Here is a 23,470-nt window from a genome sequence, read left to right as displayed (position 1 = left end):
GGTGCCCGCATGGAGCGCATTCCCATCCTCCGCATGGGCAAGGTCCTGCTGGTCACCATCCAGGTGGACATGCATGACCAGCTCGCGGTGACGCTGCAGGATGACCTGACCGCGAGAATCGTCGATTCCGGCGCCCGCGGGGTGCTCATCGACATCTCCTCATTGGAGGTCGTGGACTCCTTCATCGGCCGCATCCTGGGCAACATCGCCACCATGTCGCGCGTGCTGGACGCGCAGACGGTGGTGGTGGGCATGCAGCCAGCGGTGGCCATCACCCTGGTGGAGCTGGGCATGTCCCTGCCGGGCATCCGCACCGCGCTCAACGTCGAGAAGGGCATGGCCTTGCTACAGGCTTCCATCGAAGCCGACGACGCCGTGCCCGAGGTCCCGGATGCAAGTCTTGAGGACTGAGGTGATGCCCATCCGCTCGTCGCAGGACCTGGTGCTCGTGCGCCAGGCGGTGCGCACGTGGTCGGCCGAGCTCAAGTTCAGTCTCGTGGAGCAGACGAAGATGGTGACCGCCGCCAGCGAGCTGGCGCGCAATACCCTCGACTATGGCAATGGCGGAGAGGTGACCCTTCAGGTCGTCCAGGAGGGACTCCGCAAGGGGCTGCGCCTGTCCTTCGAGGACCGGGGCCCTGGCATTCCCGATATCGAGCTGGCGCTGCGCGACGGGTACACCTCGGGCGGTGGCATGGGGCTCGGGCTGGGGGGCGCTCGGCGTCTGGTGAACGAGTTCGACATCGTCTCCAAAGTAGGGGAGGGAACCCGGGTCACGGTGACGAGATGGAAGTGAGCTCCACGGCGATCGCAGTCACGGAGAGCAGTCAGGCGGGCCACGCGCGCCGGACGGCCTCCGCGCTGGCCGCTCGCCTGGGCTTCGACGAGGAGACCCAGGGCAAGGTCGCCATCGTGGTGAGCGAGGCCGCCAAGAACCTGGTCGCCCACGCGCGCGAGGGGCTGATCCTCTTGCGTACGCTCCACTCGGGCCCCCATGTGGGCGTGGAGATGCTCGCGCTGGACAAGGGGCCGGGCATGGCGGACGTGGATCGCTGCCTGCGGGATGGCTACTCCACCGCCGGGACCGGAGGCGCGGGACTGGGCGCCATGCGGCGGATGGCCTCCGTCTTCGACATCCACTCCGTGCCCGGCGTGGGCACGGCGGTGCTGGCCCAGCTGTGGGCGGGCAAGCCTCCTCCGGCCTCCGGCATGGAGGTGGGCGTGGTGTGCGTGCCGAAGGTGGGCGAGGAGGTGTGCGGGGACTCCTGGGCGGTGGACCGCAAGGACGGCCGTTTCCTCTTCCTCGTGTCGGATGGTCTGGGCCATGGGCCCGAGGCGGCACGGGCCTCGCGCGCGGCGGTGGTGTCCTTCCTGGAGCAGGGTCCCAACGAGCTGGTGGAGCTGCTGCGGGGCATGCACCAGGAGCTGCACAGCACCCGGGGCGCGGCGGTGGCCATCGCCGCGCTGGACGGGGCACGGCTCGACTTCACCGGGGTGGGCAACATCTCCGCGGCCGTGGTGTCGCCGGGCGGCATCCAGAGGATGGTTTCCATGAATGGGACGCTGGGCCACCAGTCGCACCGCATGCAGCAGTTCAGCTACACCTGGAGCCCAGGGGCTTCCCTGGTGATGTGCTCGGACGGACTGGCCACCCAGTGGCGGTTGGACGGCTACCCCGGGCTGCTCTCCCGTCACCCCAGTCTGGTGGCCGGGGTGCTCTACCGGGACTTCGCCCGGGGTCGCGATGACGCGACCGTGCTGGTGGCGCGCGAGGCTTCCGGGGGAGGCTCGCGTTGAGCTCCTCTCTCTTCCAGGCCGAGCTGCGCACCGGACAGGACGTGGTGAACACCCGGCAGCGTGGGCGGCACATCGCCCAGGCCCTGGGCTTCGACGGCCAGGACCAGGTGCGCATCGCCACCGCCATCTCCGAGGTGGCACGGCTCGCCGCCTCCCACTCCAACGGACACATCGAGTTCCTCCTGGAGGAGGTGCCGGTGCCCTCCCTCCTCGTGCGGGTGAGGGCCTCGGCGTTGAACGAGGGACTCGTCATGGGCAGGACGCCGGACACGCTCCGGCCGGGGCCCGCGCTCGCTCCCGCGCAGCGGCTGATGGACCGGATGGCCCTGCGGCCGGATGGGGAGGGCCAGTTCGTACTGGAGATGGCCCAGAACCTTCCGCGCACCACGCCGGCTCCCCAGGCCGTGCTGGCGCTCCGGGCCGAGCTGGAGCGACAGCGGCGCTCCAGCGCCACGGACGAGCTGCAGAAACAGAACGCGGACCTGCTGCGCATCCTGGAGGAGTTGCAGGCGCGCAAGGCCGAGGTGGACCGGCTCAACCGCGAGCTGGAGGAGACCAACCGCGGCGTGGTGGCCCTCTACGCCGAGCTGGAGGAGAAGGCCGAGGCGCTGCGCCGGGCCTCGGACATGAAGACGCGTTTCATCTCCAACGTCAGCCACGAGCTGCGCACGCCCATCAGCTCCGTGCTCAACCTGTCGCGGCTGATGCTGGACCGCATCGATGGGCCGCTCAACATGGAGCAGGAGAAGCAGGTCCTCTTCATCCGCAAGTCCGGCGAGGCGCTGCAGGAGCTCATCGACGACCTGCTCGACCTGGCGAAGATAGAGTCCGGCCGGGTGGAGGTGCTGCCCACGCGCTTCTCCGTGGCGGAGCTGTTCGGCGCGCTGCGCGGGATGCTCCGGCCGCTGCGCGTGCACGAGGGCGTCTCGCTCCTCTTCGAGGAGCCGCAGGGCCTGCCGGAGCTGCACACCGACGAGCGCAAGCTGTCGCAGATATTGCGCAACCTCGTCTCCAACGCGCTCAAGTTCACCCCGCGGGGCGAGGTGCGGGTCTCGGTGGCTTCCGGCCCCAACGACACGGTGGTGTTCTCCGTGCGGGACACGGGGGTGGGCATCGCCCCAGAGGACCAGGAGCGCATCTTCGAGGAGTTCGTGCAGGTGGAGGGCCCCCACCAGCAGGGGGTCAAGGGCACGGGCCTGGGCCTGCCGCTGTCACGGCGGCTGGCGGAGCTGCTGGGCGGCTCGCTCACCGTCGACAGCCAGCCGGGCCAGGGCAGCACCTTCCACGCGGCGGTGTCTCGCGACTACACCCAGCGTCAGAAGACCACGGGGGAAGAGGAGGGCTCCTCCCAGACGTTGGAGCGTGATTCCACGCATGCCCGTACGGTTCTCATCATCGACGACGACGAGGTCGCCCGCTACCTGCTCCAGCGACTGCTGGTGGAGGCCTCGCTCCAGTTCCACGAGGCCGCGACGGGTCCGGAGGGGCTGCGTCTGGCCAATGAGGTGCGGCCCGCCGCCATCCTCCTGGACATGTCGCTCCCAGGGATGGACGGTTTCGAGGTGCTCGAGGCGCTCCGGCGCGAGCCCGCCACCCGGCAGATTCCCGTCATCATCCATACCAGCCGCTCGTTGACCGAGCAGGAGCGCGGGCGTCTCCTTCCCCATGTCGTGGGCATCCTCTCCAAGAGTGGGCTCACCCGGGAGGTGGCGCTCGAGCTCATCCAACGGGCGCTGTCCAGCTCGGGACGCCAACCCTGAGGTTCTTCCATCCCAGCTGACCGAGCCTTTGAGGGGACCGCCGCGTGTCTCATAGGGAATCCATCCTCCTCAACATCAACGACAACGAGGCCAACCGCTATGCCGTCACGCGCATGCTGCGGGCGGCGGGCTTCCAGGTATTGGAGGGAGGCACCGGCGCGGAGGCGCTGCGGCTGTCGCTCGAGTCGCGGCCGGACCTGGTCATCCTCGACGTGAAGCTGCCGGACCTCAACGGCATCGAGGTGTGCCGGCGGCTGAAGGCGGACCCGCGCACGGCGGGCATGGCGGTGCTGCACCTGTCGGCCAACTACATCCGCACCGAGAACAAGGTGGAGGGGTTGGAGAGCGGCGCGGACGGCTACCTGACGCAGCCGGTGGACTCGGCGGAGCTGCTGGCCACGGTGCGCTCGCTGCTGCGCATGCGCCGGGCGGAGGAGGACGCGCGCGCGGCGGCGCTGCAGTGGAAGACGACCTTCGACTCGCTGGGGGACGGGGTGTGCCTGTTGGACCCCAGGGGGCGGGTGATGCGCGCCAATCGGGCCTTCGTGGCACTGCTGGGACTGCCCGAGGGACAGGTGCTGGGGCATCCCTTCGACGCGCTGATGCGGGCCGCGGCTGACTCCGAGGCGGAGCTGCCCCCGAGCTGTGGGGGGCTGCTCACATGCCGCGAGGAGACGGAGGCGTGTCTGGGGACGCGCTGGTTCCGCGTGGCGGCCAACCCGGTGGAGGGAGAGGAGGGCACGGTGGTGGGGGCGGTGCGCGTCCTCACGGACATCACTCCCCGCCGCGAGCTGGAGGACGCGCTGCGGCAGCGGGCGGCGGACCTGGCGGAGGCGGATCGGCGCAAGGACGAGTTCCTGGCGATGCTGGCGCACGAGCTGCGCAACCCCCTGGCGGCCATCGTCAACGCACTGCACCTGGCGGAGGCCACGCAGCTGGAGGGCGCCGAGTCCAAGGCGATGCGGGTGATGGTGCGGCAGAGCCAGCACATGGCGCGGATGGTGGACGACCTGCTGGACGTGTCGCGCTTCAACCGGGGCCACATCGAGCTGCGGCGGGCGCCGGTGGACCTGCGGCAGGTGGTGCATCACAGCGTGGAGGCGCGCCGGCGGGCCTTCGAGGAGAAGGAGCTGGGGCTGGAGGTGGCGCTGCCCACCGCCTCGGAGAGCCTGTGGCTGAACGGGGATGCCACGCGGCTGGAGCAGGTGGTCTCCAACCTGCTGGACAACGCGAGGAAGTACACCGAGCCCGGAGGCCACGTCTTCATCGGGGTGACGGTGGAGCGGGGCGCTCAGGGGCGCGAGGCGGTGCTGCGCGTGCGCGACACGGGCATCGGCATGAGCCCGGAGCTGATGGCGCGCGTCTTCGAGCTCTTCGTCCAGGCGCAGCAGCAGCTGGACAGGTCCCGGGGTGGACTGGGCATCGGACTGACGCTGGTGCGGCGGCTGGTGCAGCTGCACGGCGGCGAGGTGTCGGTGCACAGCGAGGGCGAGGGCCGGGGCAGTGAGTTCGTGGTGCGCCTGCCGCTGGGAGCGGAGCAGGTGGTGGCCGCGCCCGAGCCCGAGGTGAGGACGGCGAACCCCGAGGAGCCCTCGTCGCGGCGGGTGTTGCTGGTGGAGGACAACGAGGACACGCGCGAGGTGCTCCGGGAGTTGCTGGAGATGTGGGGGCACGAGGTGCAGGTGGCGGAGGACGGCTTCAAGGGCGTGGCGCTCTTCCCCTCGCTGAGGCCGCATGTCGCGCTGGTGGACCTGGGGCTGCCGGGGATGGATGGCTTCCAGGTGGCGCGGAAGATCCGCGAGAGCGAGGGTGGCGGCGACGTCTTCCTGGTGGCGCTGACGGGCTACAGCGGCGAGCACCGGACGCAGGCGACGGAGGCGGGCTTCAATCTGCACATGGTGAAGCCCGTGAAGCCGGACGAGCTGGAGCAGCTGCTGGAGCGACTGCCCGGGTAGCCGCCCATCCGTCATCCCCATGGACCCCCGACCTGCGCTATGTGGGGGGCATGGCGATTGAGACAGAGACGGGGGCAACACTCCCCTTCGAGCGCTTCTGGGACTGGATCCTGGACCACACCAACTGCATCCTCAGCATCGGGACCGAGGATTCCTGGCTCTACGACGCCGAGGCGCTCCACTGGGTGCTCTTCTCGGAGGAGAACGGCACGCCCGTGGTGCAACTCATCCTGGGCAAGCGGCTGGTGGGGGAGATGGTGCTCGACACCACGGACCTGCTCCAGGTGCAGGTGACGCCGGACCCGGACAACGTGGAGCGCGGCTACTTCCTCTTCAAGGTGATGGGGGGCCTCAAGTCGGCGCCCCGCGTGCGCTACACCTTCCAGCTCGCCCACGGGCTGGAGAACCTGCCCACCACCACGCACGTGGCGGGGCTCAAGCACTGAGCCCCACCACCGGGGCGCTCACGACTTCTTCGAGGGCTTGTTGATGTCCGCGAAGAAGTCGTTGCCCTTGTCGTCCACGACGATGAAGGCGGGGAAGTCCACCACGTCGATCTTCCAGACGGCCTCCATGCCCAGCTCGGGGTACTCGAGCACCTCCACCTTCTTGATGCAGTCCTTGGCGAGCCGCGCCGCCGGGCCGCCGATGGAGCCGAGGTAGAAGCCGCCGTGCTTCTTGCAGGCCTCGGTGACCGCGGGCGAGCGGTTGCCCTTGGCCAGCATCACGAAGCTGCCACCCTGCGCCTGGAACTGGTCCACGTAGGCGTCCATGCGGCCCGCCGTCGTCGGGCCGAACGAGCCCGAGGCGTACCCCTCGGGCGTCTTCGCCGGGCCGGCGTAGTAGACCATGTAGTCCTTCAGGTACTGCGGCATGCCCTCGCCACGGTCCAGCCGCTCCTTGAGCTTCGCGTGCGCGATGTCGCGCGCCACCACCATCGGGCCCGACAGCGACAGGCGCGTCTTGATGGGGTAGCGCGACAGCTCGGCGCGGATGTCGGCCATGGGGCGGTTCAGGTCGATCTTCACCACGTCGCCCGACAGGTCCGTGTCCTTCGTCTCCGGCAGGTACTTCGCCGGGTCGGTCTCCAGCTGCTCCAGGAAGACGCCGTCCTTCGTAATCTTGCCGAGCGCCTGACGGTCCGCCGAGCAGGACACGGCGATGGCCACCGGGCACGAGGCGCCGTGGCGGGGCAGGCGGATGACGCGCACGTCATGGCAGAAGTACTTGCCGCCGAACTGGGCGCCGATGCCGGTGCGCTGGGTGAGCTTGAGCACCTCCTGCTCCAGGGCCACGTCGCGGAAGCCGCGGCCGAGCGCGTTGCCCTCGGTGGGCAGCGAGTCCAGGTAGCGGGCCGAGGCGTACTTGGCCGTCTTCAGCGCGAACTCGGCCGAGGTGCCGCCCACCACGATGGCCAGGTGGTACGGCGGGCAGGCCGCGGTGCCCAGCGAGCGGATCTTCGACTCCAGGAAGGTCAGCAGGCTCTGCGGATTGAGGACGGCCTTCGTCTCCTGGAAGAGGTAGCTCTTGTTGGCCGAGCCGCCACCCTTGGCCATGAAGAGGAACTTGTAGGCGTCGCCGTCGGTCGCGTAGAGCTCGATCTGCGCCGGGAGGTTGTTGTTGGTGTTGACCTCCTTGTACATGTCGAGCGGCGCCATCTGCGAGTAGCGCAGGTTGGCGGTGCGGTACGTGTCGAAGACACCGCGCGAGATGGCCTCCTCGTCGCCGCCGCCGGTCATCACGTACTGGCCCTTCTTGCCCATCACGATGGCGGTGCCGGTGTCCTGGCAGGAGGGCAGCACGCCACCGGCGGCGATGTTGGCGTTCTTGAGCAGCTCGAGCGCCACGAAGCGGTCGTTGGACGAGGCCTCGGGGTCCTTGAGGATGTGGGCCAGCTGGTTCAGGTGGCCGGGCCGCAGCAGGTGGGAGATGTCACGCATGGCCTCGCGGGTGAGGAGCGTGAGGGCCTCGGGGGCGACCTGGACGAAGGTCTTCCCGCCAGCCTCGAAGGTGGAGACGTAGTCCTTGGTGAGCAGCCGGTAGGGCGTCTCGTCCTTGCCGAGCGGCAGCATGTCCTGGAACTGGAAGTCGTTCATCGTGGCCTTCTCCAACGTTTTTCTGGACCTGGACCGGGGAGCCTGTCCCCATTTGGCCCCGGTTGTCAGCCGTGAGCCGCCCGGCCGGGGAAACTTCCCGGAAACACGCCGACAACCTGCCCTCATGCGACCGGAGAGCGGTGGGAGGGGGAGCCGCCCGGATGCCCGGGGAGCGGCCGGGGGCGATGCGCTGGACAGCCTCTCCGGGGGTGCCATCCTCTGGCCGCCATGACCTCTCCCGTCGTTCCCTCCACGGCCATCTACCTCGATGCCGAGGATACGTTGGTGCCGGGCACCCTCGACAAGCGCGTCTCCCACGAGCGGATGGTGCTCCGGGTGCGTGAGCTCGCGCAGCGGGGGGCGGGCCTGTACCTGTGGAGCCACCACGGCGCCGAGCACGCCCGGAAGGTGGCGGCGGAGCTGGGCCTGGAGGACTGCTTCCGGGCCTTCCTGCCCAAGCCCCAGGTGCTCATCGACAGCCAGGGCCTGGAGGACTGGGGAGTGTCGGAGATCCACCCGGCCGCCTGTGGCTCCATGCGGTTGGAGGACATACTTCGCACCCGGCGGGGCTGAGGGCGGGCGAGGGGGGTGCCTTGCTCGTTCCTGGTTTCGCGGTCAGGCTTCAGGGGATGAAGTCGGCCAGCCACATCACCATCGACGAGTCCTTGTGGCCGCTGATCGTCGTGCGGATGTCGGGTACGCCGTCGGACCGGCAGTTCGAGGACTACCTCGCCGTCCGGCAGTCCCAGCTGGACCGGCAGGAGAAGCACGTCATCATCTACGACGCGGTGCGCCTCCACGTGCTCACGAACGAGCAGCGCCAGCGGCAGATCGACTGGTTCAAGGCGCGCACGCCGCTCATGCGGCAGTACAAGCTCGGCAGTGCTCTGGTCATCACCTCTCCCCTCGTGCGGTTGACGCTGAGCGTCATCCAACACTTCGTCCAGGGTGGCATGCCGTACTACGCGGCGCGCTCGGTGCAGGACGCCGCGGCCTGGTCGTCGGCGCGCTTCGCCGAGGCGGGGCTCCTCGATGCCGCTCAGCGCGTCCGGGAGCACTTCGGGTTGAACCCCCAGCGAAGCATGGGCTGAGCCGGTCCCGAATCGAGGGGCCGGTGCTCAGTGCACGGTGCGGTGTTCGCCCAGGCGGCGGAGCAGCTCCCGCTCGTCCACCGTCTCGATGCCGAGCGCCCGCGCCTTGTCGTACTTGGTGGCGCCCGGGTTGGCTCCGACGACCACGAAGGAGGTGCTCTTCGACACGCTGTTCGTGACGCGGGCTCCGGCGGCCTCGGCCGCGTGCGTGGCCTCCTCGCGGCTCATCGTCTCCAGCTCGCCGGTGATGACCACGGTCTTTCCAGCCAGCGGGCCCGCGGCCGGACGCGCGGGTGCCTCTCCACTCAATCGCACGCCCGCGCGGCGCAGCTTCTCCAGCAGTTGCGCGTTGCCCTCTTCATGGAGCCAGGTGTGGAGGCTCTGGGCGATCCTCGGCCCGACACCCCGCACCGCCACCAGCTCCTCGAGCGAGGCCGCGCGCAGCGCCTCCATCGAGGGGAATGTCTGGGTCAGCAGCCGGGCGGCGAACGGCCCCACGTGCCGGATGTTGAGGCCCACGAGCAGCCGCCAGAGGGGCCGGTGCCGCGCGGCCTCGATGGCGGACAGCAGGTTGTGGACGGACTTCTCTCCGAAGTTGGGGAGCTGCCCGAGCTGCTCGGCGGTGAGGAAGAAGACGTCCGCGGGGTCCTTCACCCAGCCCCGCTCCAGCAGCTGCATGCCGGTGACGTACCCGAGGTGCTCGATGTCCATGGCCCCGCGCGAGGCGAAGTGGAAGAGCCATTCGACGGCCTGGGAGGGGCAGCCCGCGCGATTGGGGCAGCGCCAGTCGGCCTCGCCCTCCTCGCGCACCAGCCGGGTGCCGCACGAGGGGCACTTCTTCGGAAAGCGCCAGGGGCGCGCATCCGGTGGGCGCTTGGAGAGCACCGGGCCGACGACCTCGGGGATGACCTCGCCCGCGCGCCGCACGATGACGGTGTCTCCCTCGCGCACGTCGCGGCGGCTCACTTCCTCTTCGTTGTGGAGCGTGGCGTACGTCACCGTGGCCCCGCTGACGCGCACCGGCTCCAGCACGGCGAAGGGCGTCACCTTGCCCGTCCGGCCCGTGTTCACCGAGATGCTCCTCACGAGCGTGGTCCGCTCCTCCGGTGGGAACTTGAAGGCGATGGCCCAGCGTGGCGCCTTGCTCGTCTCCCCGAGCTCCCGCTGCAGCTCCAACGCATCCACCTTCACCACCGCGCCGTCGATCTCATAGTCCACGTCGTGGCGGTGCTCCGCCCAGTGCGCGCAGAACTCCTGCATCTGCTTCAGCGTGTGGCCCGTCTTCGTGGCCGGGTTCACGGGCAGCCCCAGGCGCTTCAGGTAGTCGAGCGACTCGGAGTGCCGGGAGAACCCGACGCCCTCGACGAATCCCAGCGAGTAGCACCACAGCCGCAGCGGCCGCGAGGCCGTCACCGCCGGATCCTTCTGCCGGATGCTGCCCGCCGCGGCGTTGCGAGGGTTGGCGAAGGGCCGCTCGCCGCGCCCGGTCAGCTCCTGGTTGAGACGCTCGAACGCCTTCACGGGCAGGTAGATTTCTCCCCGCACCTCCAGGACGCGCGGGAGCTTGTCCCCGTGCAGGCGCATCGGCACCGTGCGCAGCGTGCGCACGTTGGCGGTGATGTCCTCGCCCACCAGGCCGTCCCCCCGGGTCGCCGCCCGCACGAGCACTCCGCCCTCATAGAGGATGGAGACGGCCAGTCCGTCGATCTTCAACTCGCACACGTAGTCCGGCTGGGCGCCGAGGCGCTTCTCCACGCGCGCGGCCCAGGCGGTGAGCTCCTCGGCGGAGAACGCATTGTCGAGCGAGCGCATCGGCGCCCGGTGCTCCACCGGGGCGAACAGCGCCGTGGGCCTGCCTCCCACCCGCTGGGTGGGACTGTCCGGGGTGATGAGCTCGGGGAACTCCGCCTCCAGCTGACGCAGCTCACGGACCAGTGCGTCATACTCGGCGTCGGTGATCTCCGGGCTGTCGAGCACGTAGTACCGGTAGTCATGGGTGTTGATGAGGTCGCGCAGCTCCTCGACCCGGCGCTGGCCCACCTCGCGCCGCCGCTCGTCCCCGCGCAGGGGGCGTGTTCCCGTTGGAAGCTCAGGTTGCATGTCCCTACCCGACCTTCCCTACAAGCTAGGCCGGGGCCGCCTTCTGGCACCTGACGCCCGCTCCCCTGCCCGCTGGGCGTGAGACACGTGTTCGGGAAGGGTGCATCCGCGAGGGCCCTTGGTAGCATCCGCCGCCATGATCCGACCCCTCTCGAAGTTCCTCCCGGCCCTGGCCGTCTCGGCGGGCCTGGCCGCCCCCGCCGCGCTCGCCTGCACCAGCATGCTGGTCACCAAGGGCGCCTCGTCGGACGGCTCCACGCTCATCACCTACTCGGCGGACTCGCACGAGCTGTACGGGGAGCTGTACTTCACCCCCGCGCGCCGCCACGCCGCTGGCGCCATGCGCGACATCATCGAGTGGGACACGGGCAAGTTCCTGGGCCGCATCAAGGAGGCCCCCGTCACCTACTCGGTGGTGGGGAACATGAACGAGCACCAGCTCTCCATCAGCGAGTCCACCTTCACCGGCCGCAAGGAGCTGTCCGCCCCCGCCGGCATCATCGACTACGGCTCGCTCATCTACATCGCCCTGGAGCGCGCCAAGACGGCCCGCGAGGCCATCAAGGTCATGACCGACCTGGTCGCCGAGTACGGCTATGCCTCCACCGGCGAGTCGTTCTCCATCGGTGACCCCAAGGAGGCGTGGATCCTCGAGATGATCGGCAAGGGCGAGGGGAAGAAGGGCGCGGTGTGGGTGGCCCGCCGGCTGCCGGACGGGTACATCTCCGCGCACGCCAACCAAGCGCGCATCCGTCAGTTCCCGCTCAAGGACCCGGAGAACGCCCTCTACTCGCCCGACGTCATCTCCTTCGCGCGCGAGAAGGGCTGGTTCACCGGCGCGGACAAGGACTTCAGCTTCGCGGACACCTACCACCCGCTCGACTTCGACTCCGCGCGCGCGTGCGAGGCGCGCGTGTGGAGCATCTTCCGCCGCGCGGCGCCGTCGCTCGGGCTGGGCGTGGAGTACGTGGACGGCTCGTCGCTGGACAAGCGCATGCCGCTCTGGGTGAAGCCGGACCGCAAGCTGGCCGTGCAGGACGTGATGACGCTCATGCGCGACCACTTCGAGGGCACCCCGCTGGACATGACGAAGGACGTGGGCGCGGGGCCCTATGCCGTGCCCTACCGCTGGCGCCCGATGTCGTGGGAGGTGGACGGCAAGAAGTACCTCCACGAGCGCGCCATCTCCACGCAGCAGACGGGCTTCTCCTTCGTGGCGCAGATGCGCGCGTGGATGCCGGACCCCATCGGCGGCCTGCTCTGGTTCGGCGTGGATGACACCTTCACCACCGTGTACACGCCCATGTACGCGGGCATCCGCCGCACCCCGAAGAACCTGGCCACGGGCGTGGCCAACCGCGGCCAGTTCTCCTGGGACTCGTCCTTCTGGGTGTTCAACTGGGTGTCCAACCAGGCCTACTCGCGCTGGAGCGACATGATCGTCGACGTCCAGAAGGCGCAGGGCGAGCTGGAGGGCCAGTTCCTCGCGGACCAGGCCGACATCGAGAAGAACGCGATGGAGCTGTACAAGAGCACGCCCGAGCAGGCGCGCACCTACCTCACCGAGTACTCGACGCAGCAGGGAGACAAGGTCCACGCCCGCTGGCGCCAGCTGGGAGAGCAGCTGCTCGTGAAGTACATCGACGGCAACGTCCGGGAGGAGACGGGCAAGGTGACCCATCCCAAGTACCCGGAGTCGTGGTACCGGCACATCGTCCAGGACACGGGCACGCGCCTGATGATCCCCGCCGAGAAGAAGCCCGAGGCGAAGCCAGAGCCCAAGCCGGAGCAGAAGCCCGCGCAGAAGCCCTCGGTCGCGCCGGCGCCGTGATGGCGTGAGGGCACCCGGGCGCGGCAATGCTTCCGTGCCCGGGGAGCGGGAGGCCGGGGAGGCGTTATCTCCTTGGCTCGGTGATGTCGCGGATCGAGACTGGCGGCGCGATGCGCATGTTTGCCTCGACACCTCCGGGGTCCGCCATGTCTCGAACCGACAGCGGCGCGGCCACACACGTGGGCCGCAGGCCGAACAACGAGGACTCCTACTGCCAGCGGTCCGACCTGGGACTCTTCGCGGTCGCGGATGGTCTGGGCGGGCATGAGGGCGGAGAGGTGGCCAGCCAGCTGGTGCTACGCACGGTGGCCGATTTCCTGTCCGCCCAGCAGGGCCAGCAGGTGCCCGGCACGCCGTCGGAGGGCGAGCCGGCCAATGGACCCGAGAGCCTCATCGTCCAGGCCGTGCGCCAGGCCCACCAGGAGGTGCGCGCGCAGCAGAGTGGCAAGCTGTCGATGATGGCCTCGACCATCACCGCGGTGCTGCTCAGGGACGGGGAGGCCGTCGTCTGCAACCTCGGCGACAGCCGGACCTTCCTGGTGCGGGGCGGGGTGCTGCGGCGGTTGACGCGGGACCACACGGTGCTCGCGGAGATGGAGGAGGCGGGGCTGGACACGAAGAACCCCTTCGCCGCCATGCACCGCAACTCCCTGACGGGCGCGGTGGGCATGGAGGCCAGCGTCGAGATCGAGTGCAAGCACGTCTCCTTGCAGGCCGGGGACGTGCTGGTCCTCTGCAGTGATGGGCTGTACGAGCCGGTGCCGCCAGCCGTCATGGTGCCCTTGCTGGAGCAGGGGGGCTCGGCCCAGGAGATGGCCGAGCGGCTCGTCGCGGAGGCCTACAACCGTGGGGGCACCGACAACATCACGGGCATCGTGGTCCGGATATTGTAGGAATGGGGCCCATGACCGCTCCCACCCGGAAGCCTTCCGGCACGCTCGCGCTCGAGCTGCTGCTGGGAGCCCTGACGGCGTTCGCTCCGCTGTCCATCGACATGTACCTGCCCGCGCTTCCGAGCATCGGGACGGAGTTCCAGTCGACCCCGGCGGCCGTCCAACTCACGCTCGCCTCGTTCTTCGCCGGACTCGCGATCGGCCAGTTCACCACCGGCCCGCTCATCGACCGGTTCGGCCGCACGCGTCCCCTCCGGGTGGGAATCGCCCTGTACGTGCTGGGCTCGCTGGGCTGCGCCATCGCTCCCGGGACGGCGGTGCTCGTGGCGATGCGCTTCGTGCAGGCGCTCGGGGGCGCGGTGGCCATCGTGGTGTCTCGCGCGGTGGTGAGGGACCTGTGGTCCGGTGTCGAGGCCGCGCGGACGATGTCGCGGCTCGTGCTCGTGATGGGCGTGGCGCCCATCCTCGCGCCCCTCTTCGGCGGTTTTGTTCTGCGGTTGCTGGGGTGGCGCGCCATCTTCGCCGCGCTGGCCATCGTGGGGACGCTGGCGCTCGCCGCCGTGGTGAAGGTGCTGCCCGAGACGGCGCCACCCCGCTCGGGTCCCCGGACGATGGCCTCGGAGATGGCCGCGCTGCTCGGAGCGGCCGACTTCCTGGGCCCGGCGCTCGCCTGCGCCTTCATCCAGGCCGGCATGTTCGCCTACATCTCGGGCGCGTCGTTCGTCTTCATCACGCTGCATGGCGTCTCGCCGCAGCACTTCGGCTGGTTCTTCGGCACCAACGCGTTGGGCCTGGTCTCCCTGTCACAGCTCAACCGCAGGCTGCTGGTGACCCACCCGCCCCAGCGCATCCTGCGCTGGGCCCTGGTCCTGTCCGTTGTCGCGGCCTCGTGCGTGCTGCTGGTCGCGTGGAGCGGTGCCTTCGGCCTGTGGGGCATGGCCGCCGCGCTGTTCTTCTTCGTCTCGACGCTGGGGCTCGTCATGCCCAACGCCACGGCGCTCGCGCTCGAGAAGCACGCCAGCCGCGCGGGGCTCGCCTCCGCGGTGCTCGGCGCGCTCCAGTACGCGATCGCCGCTTCCGCCTCCTGGGCCGTGAGCGCCCTCTACAATGGCACCGCGACCCCCATGGGCGCCGTGCTGGCCACTGTCGCCGCGCTGGCCTGGGTCGCGCATTTCCTCGCGAGCCGCTCGCGCGCGCTCCCGTCTCCGGAGCCGGAGCGGGAGGCCGCCTGAGTCCCGGGTGCTACGCCTCCACGGAGGGCGACAGGCTGATGACGACGGACTTGGAGGTCGGCGTGCGGCTCTTCTCCGCGAAGCTGTCGAGCGGCACCAGCACGTTGGCCTCGGGGAAGTAGGTGGCCGCGCACCGGCGCGGAATGTCGTACGGCACCACCACGAACCGGTGGGCCACGCGCCGCTGGCCCTCGAAGTGGCTGGTGAGGTCCACCACCTGTCCGGCCTCCACGCCCAGCGCCTTCATGTCCTCGGCGTTGAGCATCACCACGCGCCGCCCGTTGCGGATGCCCCGGTAGCGGTCGTCCAGCCCGTACACCGTCGTGTTGTACTGGTCGTGCGTGCGGATCGTCATCATCAGGAGCTGCCCCGGCTCCAGCTTCAGCCGCGCCATCTCGTGCACGGTGAAGTGGGCCTTGCCGCTCTGGGTGGTGAAGCGCCCCTCGCGCGGTCCGTTCGGCAGGGAGAAGCCTCCCGGTTCGCGCACCCGCCGGTTGAAGTCCTCGAAGCCCGGAATCACCCGCGCGATGAGCTCCCGGACGCGGTCGTAGTCCTCCACCAGTGAGGTCCACTCCACCTTGCTACGCGAGCCGAGGACCGCCCTGGCCAGCCTCGCCACGATGACGGGCTCGCTGAGCAGGTGCTCCGAGGCCGGTGCCAGTGTCCCCCGTGAGGCGTGCACCACGCCCATCGAGTTCTCCACCGTGACGAACTGCGGCCCACCCGCCTGCGCGTCGCGCTCGGTGCGGCCGAGGCACGGCAGGATGAGCGCCCGCTTCCCGGTGACGAGGTGCGCCCGGTTCAGCTTGGTGGACACGTGCACCGTGAGCCGCGTGCGGCGCAGGGCCTCGGCGGTGCGCTCGGTGTCCGGCGTCGCCGACAGGAAGTTGCCCCCCATGGCGAAGAAGACCTTCACCCGGCCCTCGTGCATCGCCTGGATGGTGCTCACCGTATCGAGGCCGTGGTGGCGCGGCGGCTCGAAGCCGAGCTCCCGGGACAGCGCGTCCAGGAACGCGGGACGGGGCTTCTCCCAGATGCCCATCGTCCGGTCTCCCTGCACGTTGCTGTGGCCGCGCACCGGGCACACGCCCGCTCCCGGCTTGCCGATGCTCCCGCGCAGCAGCGTCAGGTTGACGATCTCCTGGATGTTGCCCACCGCGTTGCGGTGCTGCGTCAGCCCCATGGCCCAGCACCAGATGATGCGGTCCGTGCCCGCCAGCCACTCCGCGGCCGTTTCGATCCGCTCGCGCGGCACGCCGCTCTGCTCCACCACGTCCTCCCAGGACACGGTGTCCAGGTGCGTCGCGTACGCCTCGAAGCCGAGCGTCCCGTTCTCCACGAAGTCCCGGGCCACCACCGTGCCCGGCTGCTTCGCCTCGCGCGCCAGCAGCGCCTTGCCCAGTCCTTGGAGCAGCGCCACGTCTCCGTTGATGCGCACCTGGAGGAAGAGGTCCGCCAGCGGCGTGCCCGAACCGAGGACGCCTCGCACCGCCTGCGGGTGTTTGAAGCGCTGCAGGCCCGGCTCCGGCAGCGGGTTGATGCTGACGATGCGGCAGCCCTCGCGCTTCGCCGCCTCGAGCGCCGTCAGCATGCGCGGGTGGTTGGTGCCCGGGTTCTGCCCGATGACGACGATGAGCTGGGCCTTCTCGAAGTCCTCCAGCGTCACCGTGCCCTTGCCGATGCCGATGGTCTCCAGCAGCCCCGTGCCGCTCGACTCGTGGCACATGTTCGAGCAGTCCGGCAGGTTGTTGGTGCCGAACTGGCGTACGAAGAGCTGGTAGAGGAAGGCCGCCTCGTTGCTCGTGCGCCCCGAGGTGTAGAAGCACGCCTCGTCCGGCGAGCCGAGCGCGTTGAGCTCGTTGGCGATGAGCGTGAAGGACTCGTCCCAGGACAGGGGCTCGTAGTGCGTGGCGCCCTCGCGCAGCACCATGGGGTGGGTGAGCCGGCCCTGCTTGCCGAGCCAGTGGTCCGTCTGTGCGGCCAGGTCGACGAGGCTCCACTGGCGGAAGAACTCGGGCGTCACCCGGGCCGTGGTGGCCTCCTCGGCGACGGCCTTGGCGCCGTTCTCGCAGAACTCGAAGGACGTGCGGTGCTTCGGATCCGGCCAGGCGCAGCCGGGGCAGTCGAAGCCGTGCGTCTGGTTCACCTTCAGGAGCGTCTGGGTGCCACGGACTGGTCCCATCTCGCCCCAGGCGTGCTTCATCGCGGACACCACCGCCGGGATGCCACCCGCGGAGGTCGCCGGGGCGCCGACCTGGAGGGGCTCGGGCGTGGTGGGCGGCTGGGCGCTCGGGAGCAGCTCCGTCCGGGCGAGGGCGTCCTTCTTGGACTCCGCCGCCTGCTCCTGTCGCATCGCTTCCGCCATGGCTTCCTCCTGACCCGGGCGCGGAGAGGGGGCCGCGGCTGCCGGGCCTCCAGAGTCTACCTCTTCCGGTATGTGACCATCAGGCTCTCTTCGTGGCTCTCGGGCTCGGGGCCATGCCCCGTCTGGAGCCCGAGCAGGGGGACATTGCCCGGTCCGTTCGTCCCGGGAAGACTCTCGGACCATGGGTCATTGGCCGCGGGTTGTCGCATGGGTGGTGCTGAGCCTCGTCCTGGGTGGCAGCAGTTGCGGTGAGGATGGCGCCGCGCCGCCCGAGGTGTGGCGGGAGGACGTGGCGCCTGCGTTCGACTACGCCCTGTATTGCGACGCCGCGGGACGGTTGACGGGCAGATACTCCGACGTGTTGCTGGTGCACCGCTCCGAGCACCTGGAGCGGGTGTATGCGGACGCGCAGCGGGGCGACGCGCGGGCCCGGGTGCTCTTCGGCCAGCTGGAGGCGCAGGTCGCCGCTGGCGGCGAGAAGCTGGCGGAGCAGGCGCTGGGTCTGGTGTGTCCCTCGCTGCCCACGTGCACGGTGCGATGGGCGTTCCTCGAGGAGCTGATTCCCTCGCATGAGGCGGGGGGCACGCGGCTCCGGCACGTGCTGGCGCGCAGCTTCGAGCGGGAGGCCCGGCGCAAGGGCGTGGAGAACGCCGTGCTCAACGCCGCCCTGAGCGTGCTGCTCGTGGGGAGTGTGTTGGAGGTGGCGGAGGCGAAGGCGGCCGGGGCGGAGGTGCGGACGCTGGCGGGTGGGGTAGGGCGCGGGTTGTCGCTGGAGGATGCGGCGGCACTGGAGGCTCGCTTCACCGAGGCCGAGGCGCTGGAATCCGGCGCGCGTCTCCCGGCGCAATTGGAGGCACTTGCCCGTTACCGGCCCTCGGTGCACCAGCCTCCATCTGGAGTGTCCGTTACCGAGAGCAGGTGGGTGGACTATGTGGCGTATTGGGAGCGGCGCTACGAGGAACTCTCGGGGGCCCGGCAATGGCCTCCCGACGCCCCCCCGGTGAAGCCGCCGCTGAAGTGGGATGGCTACAACGCCTTTCGTGGCCGGTTCCAGGAGGCGCTGGCGTTTCAGGGGAGCGTGGCGCGGGTTCTCAGACAGGATGCGGGACTCGCGAGGGGACAGAGACACTGGCTGCGAGGTCTCGAGCAGCCCCTGGTGATGGAGAACGTGGGATTGGCGCACGAGGGCCGTGTCTCGCTCACCTATGTGGACCAGTTCGTCGTGGACGAGGCCTCCCTGCGCCCTGGCCAGACGCCCTCCGTCCACTCCTTCAGCAACAAGAAGCGCGACTTCAAGTCCATGAGCGAAGATGTGATCGACGCGCACCTCGCGGCTGACGCACGGGAAGCGTTGACGAAGTATGGTGGCACGGTGGAGGTGCGAAGACCCGGGCACCCTCTCTTTGGGCGCAAGGTTAACGTCTCACGTGTCCACCTCGTTTACGATGGGGCGGAAATGGCGCCTGGGCTCAAGGTCAAACTCATTCGCAAAGCAGAGGATCTCAACGTCGAGCTCCACTTCCATGCACCACAATGACTGGAACAAAGCGGATGACTTCACCTTGCAGCTGTACTCCCCCATCAATCCCCTGGAACGGGAGCATGATGGGCTGGACGAGGTGTTGGACTTCGTCGAGTCCCTTGATGCGGCTCTGCGGCCGGGTCGCGTGTATCTGTCGCGGTACCTGAAGTATTCGCGCCAGATGCTGCACAAGCGGCTCAACGAGTTCAGGTACGGTGCCAGCACGAGGATCGGTTTTTCTCGCTACCTGCCACCGGACATACACCTTGGACTCAGCTTTCCCGACCAGGGCTCCGAGGACACCCGCTTCTCCCTCGAGTTGACGCTCAAACCCTTCTCCATCGTTCGTGAAGAGGGACAGCGCGAAGAGTACGCCCACCGCTTCGTGTCCCTGGTGCGTTCCTTCGCCCAGCGCTTCCCCATCTCCTACGGACTGGCCCACAGCTACACCGACTTCTTCCTGGGGAGCGACCCGCACCGGACGAGTACGCGCCAACCGAAGCGGGTGTACGAGGCCTACTGGCTCAACGTGTACGGCCCACGCATGGTGGAGGAGCTCGGCCGTGAGCGCCTGATGTCCGTGCCCTCCGTTCACGTGGAGCAGTTGCCCGGTGGTGCCGTGATGTGGCTCTCCCGTCACACTCCCGCGGACTTCGATTCCGAGGAGGCCCGTGTCGCCCAGGCCCGTGCCCTGGTGCACCTGCGCCCCGAGCTGAAGCTGGAGGAGACGCTCGCTACCCTGCGTCAGCGCTCGCTCGTCTTCACTCCCATCCCCGTCGAGTTCGACGAGGATGTGGCCGACATCCTCTGGTTGAAGGTGGAGGCACTGGGCTTGCCCGAGCAGCGACGGAACGTCGAGCGCTTCAACAGCTACCGCCCACCTCCCGTCACCGAGTGGCTGCCCGCCGCTGATGTTCCAGCGTCCGATGTCGATGACGTGCAGCGGGAGGTCGACATCTACGAGGGCGTCTTCCTCAAGCGGCTCATCTTGATGCTCCACAAGCAGGTTCCGGCTCTGGAGGAGGGCTCGGTGGATGCGCTACCGCGGTTGGATTACTACCTGTGGCGCTCTGGCCGGGGTGGGCGGCCCACGCCTGAAGAGGGGCCGACGTATGGGGATGAGGAACTGCTCATCCCCCCGCTAGGGGCTTTGCTGGGCATGCATCTGGTGCACTCCCTGGGGGGCCGCTGGGTGCCTCGTCGAAAGCTGGAGGAATCGGCGGTGGTGGTGGGGGACAGGGCCTGGCTTCCCTTCCTGCGCGCCCGCCATGCCTTCCAGGAGCGCGGCGCTCCCCTCGACTACTCCTGCACCCAGCTCTTCCGCGTGGCTCAGCGACTCGCGCGCGCACAGGCCCATTGAGGACTCCTTCCGCTTCCGGACCGGAACCTGGAGAAGCCGGGGCTACTCGCGGAGTGGGTCTGGTAGCCTCCGATGTCTTCGGAGGTCGGTGGGATGCGCGAGAACGAGAGCGCCGGAGGGGCCTGGGGGCCACCCGGGTTGGACTGTACTCCCGGTGCCCAGGTGGCGGGCTTCACCGTCGAGGCGCGGCTCGCCTCCGGCAGCTTCGGTGCCGTCCTCCGCGCCAGCCGGGGCGGACGGGCCTTCGCCCTCAAGCTGCTTCCCCTGGATGTCCGCGGCGAGCGCGAGGTGGACTCCCTGCGCAAGGTCCGCCACCCCCATGTGGTGGGCCTCCACGGCTACAGCCTCTGGCCGGACGACGCCCCGCGCTTCCTGGTGCTCGTCCTGGAGCTCGTCGAGGGCCGTCCCCTGGACGTCTGGGCCCTCGAGGAGAACCCCTCCGCCCTCGGTCTGGTGCGCCAGGTGCTGTTGCCCCTCGCGAGCGCCCTGGCCGCCGTGCATGCCTCGGGTGTGGTGCACCGGGATATCAAGGAGGCCAACGTCCTCGTGCGCGAGGCGGATGGGCAACCCGTGCTGGTGGACTTCGGCGCGGCCGGCTACGCGGGCGCCCCTCGTCTCACCGCCGTGCTCCCCCCCGGGACTCCCGAGTACCGCAGCCCCGAGGCCTGGCGCTTCGTCCGCGAGAGCGACAGCTCCGAGCCCTATCCCGCCGGGCCCTCGGACGACCTGTGGGCGCTCGGGGTCGCCACCTACGCGCTCCTGACGCGCAGGCTGCCCTTCGGCGAGCGGCTCGAACCGGGGATGATCCGCGCCATCCTCCAGGAGACTCCGGCGGCGCCCCACGCGCTCAACTCGCGAGTCCCTCGCGCCCTGAGCGACCTGTGTCTGCGCATGCTGGAGAAGGCGCCCGAGGCTCGGTTCCCGGATGCCGGGGCGCTCGCCACCGCCCTGGAGGCGGAGCTGTCCCGGGCCGACGACTCCTGGCGCACCCCGCTGTTCCCCGGTGACTCGCGGCCCGTGAAACAGGCTCCGCCGGTTCGCGAGCGCCCCTGGCGTACCCCTCGGAGGTGGGGGGCCGGACTCGCGCTGCTCGCGGCGCTCGTGGCGGCCGGAGCGCTCTCCCTCCTCGCCGTGAAGGGGTGGCGACCCTCGCGGGCATCGTCCACCACCCAACGTGTAGAGTCGGCTGACCCCCTCCCGTCTCAAAAGGCTGGCTCCCGCCAGGAATTGGCGCCTCCCCAGGTGACGGGAGACGTTGGCGCCGGCGCGGCACCTCCCGAGTCATCCATCCCCGCGCCCGTCGCCCGTGCGACGTCCAGCGAGGAACCCGAGATGACGAAGTCGAAGCCCCTGCGCGGTCTGGTCGCGGCCACCGCCGTTGCCTGCTCGGCGTGCGCGACCACTCCCCAGCTGCCGACCCAGGCGGACTGTCCACCCGGCGTCCGGGAGACCTATGAGCGCTTCAAGATGAAGAAGGGGCCTCAGCCCCCCATCCTCCTCTCCAACGACGTCCACTCGGTCATGCCCGTGCGCGAGGGCGACTTCTCCATCATTCCGCTCCCCGGTTGGGGCGACATCCCCAGCGGGACGGCCATGTCCGGGCGGCTCGTCTTCGGCAAGAACCAGGTGTATGGCCGCTTCACCGAGATGCGGCTCCCCAGTGGAGAGACCCTCCCCATCTGTCTGGAGCTCAGCCGCTATGGCGAGCGCGGGGTCCCGATGGATTCCAAGAGCACGCGCGACCGGGTGCTCATCGCCACCGTCTTCGATCTGATTCCCCTCCCCAACTCCATGTACAAGTACTGACTGGCTCGCCCTGGAGACCGTCATCCATGCTCCCATCCTCCACCGTGGCCCTCGTGAGCCTGGTCTTCCTGGGCGCCTCTCCCACCCGGGGTCCCTCCGAGAACGCCCTCTGCGAGGACGTGCGGCGCATCGAGCTGGCCGCGACTCCCGAGGCGGCGCGCGAGGTGTGTGTCAGCCCGGGGCTCATGACCGGGTTGCTCTTCGATGCTCCCATCGTCGTGGAGCTGGAGGACGAGACGCGCTTCCTCGAGGTGATGCGGGGCCGCAACGGTATCGGCTTCGTTCCTCCGCGTGACATGGCTCCCGGGGAGCGCCTGCGGCTGACGGTGCGTTTCGCGAACGGAGCCGCCCCGGACGTCATCCCCTTCGTCCTGGTGGCCCATCAGGCGCGGGCGACCCGGCAGGTGGAGGTGTACCGTGACACGCGCACCCGCGAGTCCTACCAGCAGGAGGTGGCCCAGGAGCGCGCCCGGTCCCGGCAGCTCCTGGAGGAGCTCGAGCGGCTGCGCGCCGAGCGCCAGGTCCTCAAGGGCCTGCGAGGCGCCATCGTCAACGGAACCATCTCGATGACCGGTGTCCAGGCGCGCATGTTCCGGCCCGAGGTCGATGGTCGCTCCGTGGACGGGCTCTCCCTGGTCAAGGGCGCTGGCTATCGCTCCGATACCAGTGTCGCCCTGGAGGTCTGGGTGGCCAACTCGGGCCCGGAGCCCTGGATGGCCGTCGAGGCCTCCTTGATGAACGCTCGGGGCGAGAAGGTGAAGGGCCTGCGCTTCTGGCAGGGCGAGGCCATCGCCGGCAATGGCAAACAGCAGATCGTCGTGGAGGTCGAGAACGCCGATGACGCGCCCTCCGGCAACTACTCGCTCTGGTTGAAGGAGGCGGGTCCCCGCCAGCTCACCATCCCCGGAGTCACCATTCCCTAGGAGCGCCCATGGAGTACGTGCCCCTGCATGGATGGGACCTGACACCCAAGCAGGCCGTGGCGCTCCAGCGCGAGCTGCGTGAGCGTCTGGTGTTGCGTCCGCCCAGAGGACTGAAGGTGGAGCGCGTGGCCGGCGCGGACATCTCCATGAGCCGCGGCGCCAAGATGGCCTATGGCGGCATCGTGGTGCTGGACGCGGGCACGTTGAAGCCCGTGGCCCAGGCCAGTGCCTCGGTGAAGCTGGGTTTTCCCTATGTGCCCGGGCTGCTGTCCTTCCGCGAGCTGCCCGTGCTCGTGGAGGTCTGGCGCCAGTTGGAGGTGCGGCCGGATGTGCTCATCTTCGACGGGCAGGGCACGGCCCACCCCCGGCGTCTCGGCCTCGCGTGTCACGGAGGCATGTTGTTCGGTGTGCCCTCCATTGGATGTGCCAAGTCCCTGCTGGTGGGCCAGCATGGGCCGCTCGGCCAGGAGCGCGGTTCCCTGGCGGAGATCGTCCACCAGGGCGAGGTGGTGGGCATGGCGGTTCGTACTCGCAAGGGCGTGCTGCCTGTTTACGTGTCTCCCGGCCACCTGATGGACCTGCCCACCGCCGTCGAGCTCGTGCTGCGCGTGTCTCCGCGCTATCGCGAGCCGGAGACCACACGGTTCGCTCACAGGTTGGTGAACGAGGTGCGACGCTTGGGGGACCCTATACCCTCACCCTAGCCCTCTCCCAGAGGGAGAGGGGACATCCACGGGAC

19 protein-coding genes are annotated in these 23,470 nt (G+C 69.4%); 16 read left to right on the top strand and 3 right to left on the bottom strand.

What is annotated here, in order from left to right; all coding sequences use genetic code 11:
• Positions 1-9 precede the first annotated feature (9 nt).
• Genes JRI60_RS48285 through JRI60_RS48260 form a run of 6 tightly spaced genes read left to right on the top strand, consistent with a single transcriptional unit; the run spans position 10 to position 5,958 of the window.
• Positions 10-411, top strand: coding sequence for an STAS domain-containing protein (locus JRI60_RS48285; RefSeq protein ID WP_204222835.1), 402 nt, complete (start codon positions 10-12; stop codon positions 409-411).
• Positions 412-415: 4 nt separating this feature from the next.
• On the top strand, positions 416-796 hold the full coding sequence (locus JRI60_RS48280; protein ID WP_204222834.1) for an anti-sigma regulatory factor: 381 nt from the start codon (positions 416-418) through the stop codon (positions 794-796).
• The gene (locus JRI60_RS48275; protein WP_204222833.1) at positions 793-1,797 is read left to right on the top strand and encodes an ATP-binding SpoIIE family protein phosphatase; all 1,005 of its coding nucleotides are present in this window, start codon (positions 793-795) and stop codon (positions 1,795-1,797) included. The genes JRI60_RS48280 and JRI60_RS48275 overlap by 4 nt, the downstream gene beginning before the upstream one ends.
• A complete protein-coding gene (locus JRI60_RS48270) occupies positions 1,794-3,557 on the top strand; it encodes an ATP-binding response regulator (protein ID WP_204222832.1) in 1,764 nt (587 codons plus the stop codon). Before JRI60_RS48275 ends, JRI60_RS48270 begins: the two co-directional genes overlap by 4 nt.
• A 44-nt stretch (positions 3,558-3,601) precedes the next feature.
• The gene (locus JRI60_RS48265) at positions 3,602-5,512 is read left to right on the top strand and encodes a response regulator (RefSeq protein ID WP_204222831.1); all 1,911 of its coding nucleotides are present in this window, start codon (positions 3,602-3,604) and stop codon (positions 5,510-5,512) included.
• 50 nt (positions 5,513-5,562) lie between these two features.
• Positions 5,563-5,958, top strand: a complete 396-nt coding sequence (locus tag JRI60_RS48260) for a hypothetical protein (RefSeq protein WP_204222830.1) — start codon at positions 5,563-5,565, stop codon at positions 5,956-5,958.
• An 18-nt stretch (positions 5,959-5,976) separates the two neighbouring features.
• On the opposite strand, the gene JRI60_RS48255 is transcribed toward JRI60_RS48260, so the two are convergent.
• Complete coding sequence (locus tag JRI60_RS48255) at positions 5,977-7,608, bottom strand: fumarate hydratase (RefSeq protein ID WP_204222829.1); 1,632 nt, start codon at positions 7,606-7,608, stop codon at positions 5,977-5,979.
• A gap of 228 nt (positions 7,609-7,836) precedes the next feature.
• Between JRI60_RS48255 and JRI60_RS48250 the strand changes: the two genes are divergently transcribed.
• Together JRI60_RS48250 and JRI60_RS48245 are read left to right on the top strand one after the other, a co-directional pair.
• Positions 7,837-8,181, top strand: coding sequence for a hypothetical protein (locus tag JRI60_RS48250; protein ID WP_204222828.1), 345 nt, complete (start codon positions 7,837-7,839; stop codon positions 8,179-8,181).
• A 20-nt stretch (positions 8,182-8,201) separates the two neighbouring features.
• Entirely contained in the window at positions 8,202-8,699 is a 498-nt protein-coding gene (locus JRI60_RS48245) for an STAS/SEC14 domain-containing protein (RefSeq protein WP_204222827.1), read from the top strand.
• Positions 8,700-8,726: 27 nt separating this feature from the next.
• On the opposite strand, the gene ligA is transcribed toward JRI60_RS48245, so the two are convergent.
• Positions 8,727-10,799 (bottom strand): NAD-dependent DNA ligase LigA, encoded by a 2,073-nt coding sequence (gene ligA / locus JRI60_RS48240; RefSeq protein WP_204222826.1) that lies wholly within the window; start codon positions 10,797-10,799, stop codon positions 8,727-8,729.
• A 136-nt stretch (positions 10,800-10,935) separates the two neighbouring features.
• Between ligA and JRI60_RS48235 the strand changes: the two genes are divergently transcribed.
• From JRI60_RS48235 to JRI60_RS48225, 3 genes are all read left to right on the top strand, one after another.
• Positions 10,936-12,630 carry a dipeptidase gene (locus JRI60_RS48235; RefSeq protein WP_204222825.1) on the top strand — a complete coding sequence of 565 codons (1,695 nt, stop codon included), beginning with the start codon at positions 10,936-10,938 and terminating at the stop codon, positions 12,628-12,630.
• Positions 12,631-12,776: 146 nt separating this feature from the next.
• Complete coding sequence (locus JRI60_RS48230) at positions 12,777-13,523, top strand: PP2C family protein-serine/threonine phosphatase (RefSeq protein WP_204222824.1); 747 nt, start codon at positions 12,777-12,779, stop codon at positions 13,521-13,523.
• 11 nt (positions 13,524-13,534) lie between these two features.
• On the top strand, positions 13,535-14,755 hold the full coding sequence (locus tag JRI60_RS48225) for a multidrug effflux MFS transporter (protein ID WP_204222823.1): 1,221 nt from the start codon (positions 13,535-13,537) through the stop codon (positions 14,753-14,755).
• A gap of 10 nt (positions 14,756-14,765) precedes the next feature.
• On the opposite strand, the gene JRI60_RS48220 is transcribed toward JRI60_RS48225, so the two are convergent.
• On the bottom strand, positions 14,766-17,120 hold the full coding sequence (locus tag JRI60_RS48220; RefSeq protein ID WP_204222822.1) for an FdhF/YdeP family oxidoreductase: 2,355 nt from the start codon (positions 17,118-17,120) through the stop codon (positions 14,766-14,768).
• A 181-nt stretch (positions 17,121-17,301) separates the two neighbouring features.
• Between JRI60_RS48220 and JRI60_RS54110 the strand changes: the two genes are divergently transcribed.
• The 5 genes from JRI60_RS54110 (at position 17,302) to JRI60_RS48195 (ending at position 23,435) form a co-directional block, all read left to right on the top strand.
• On the top strand, positions 17,302-18,657 hold the full coding sequence (locus JRI60_RS54110) for a hypothetical protein (RefSeq protein ID WP_239470173.1): 1,356 nt from the start codon (positions 17,302-17,304) through the stop codon (positions 18,655-18,657).
• A complete protein-coding gene (locus JRI60_RS48210) occupies positions 18,644-20,002 on the top strand; it encodes a hypothetical protein (RefSeq protein WP_204222821.1) in 1,359 nt (452 codons plus the stop codon). Before JRI60_RS54110 ends, JRI60_RS48210 begins: the two co-directional genes overlap by 14 nt.
• 93 nt (positions 20,003-20,095) lie before the next feature.
• A complete protein-coding gene (locus JRI60_RS48205; protein WP_204222820.1) occupies positions 20,096-21,808 on the top strand; it encodes a serine/threonine protein kinase in 1,713 nt (570 codons plus the stop codon).
• A gap of 26 nt (positions 21,809-21,834) precedes the next feature.
• Positions 21,835-22,731 carry a DUF2381 family protein gene (locus JRI60_RS48200; protein WP_204222819.1) on the top strand — a complete coding sequence of 299 codons (897 nt, stop codon included), beginning with the start codon at positions 21,835-21,837 and terminating at the stop codon, positions 22,729-22,731.
• Between the two features lie 8 nt (positions 22,732-22,739).
• Positions 22,740-23,435, top strand: coding sequence for an endonuclease V (locus tag JRI60_RS48195; RefSeq protein WP_204222818.1), 696 nt, complete (start codon positions 22,740-22,742; stop codon positions 23,433-23,435).
• Positions 23,436-23,470: the final 35 nt, after the last annotated feature.

This window comes from Archangium violaceum (genome assembly GCF_016887565.1).
Lineage (GTDB): Bacteria > Myxococcota > Myxococcia > Myxococcales > Myxococcaceae > Archangium > Archangium violaceum_B.
The sequence above is the reverse complement of the archived record's forward strand: the minus strand, read 5'-3'. Positions and strand labels throughout refer to the sequence as shown.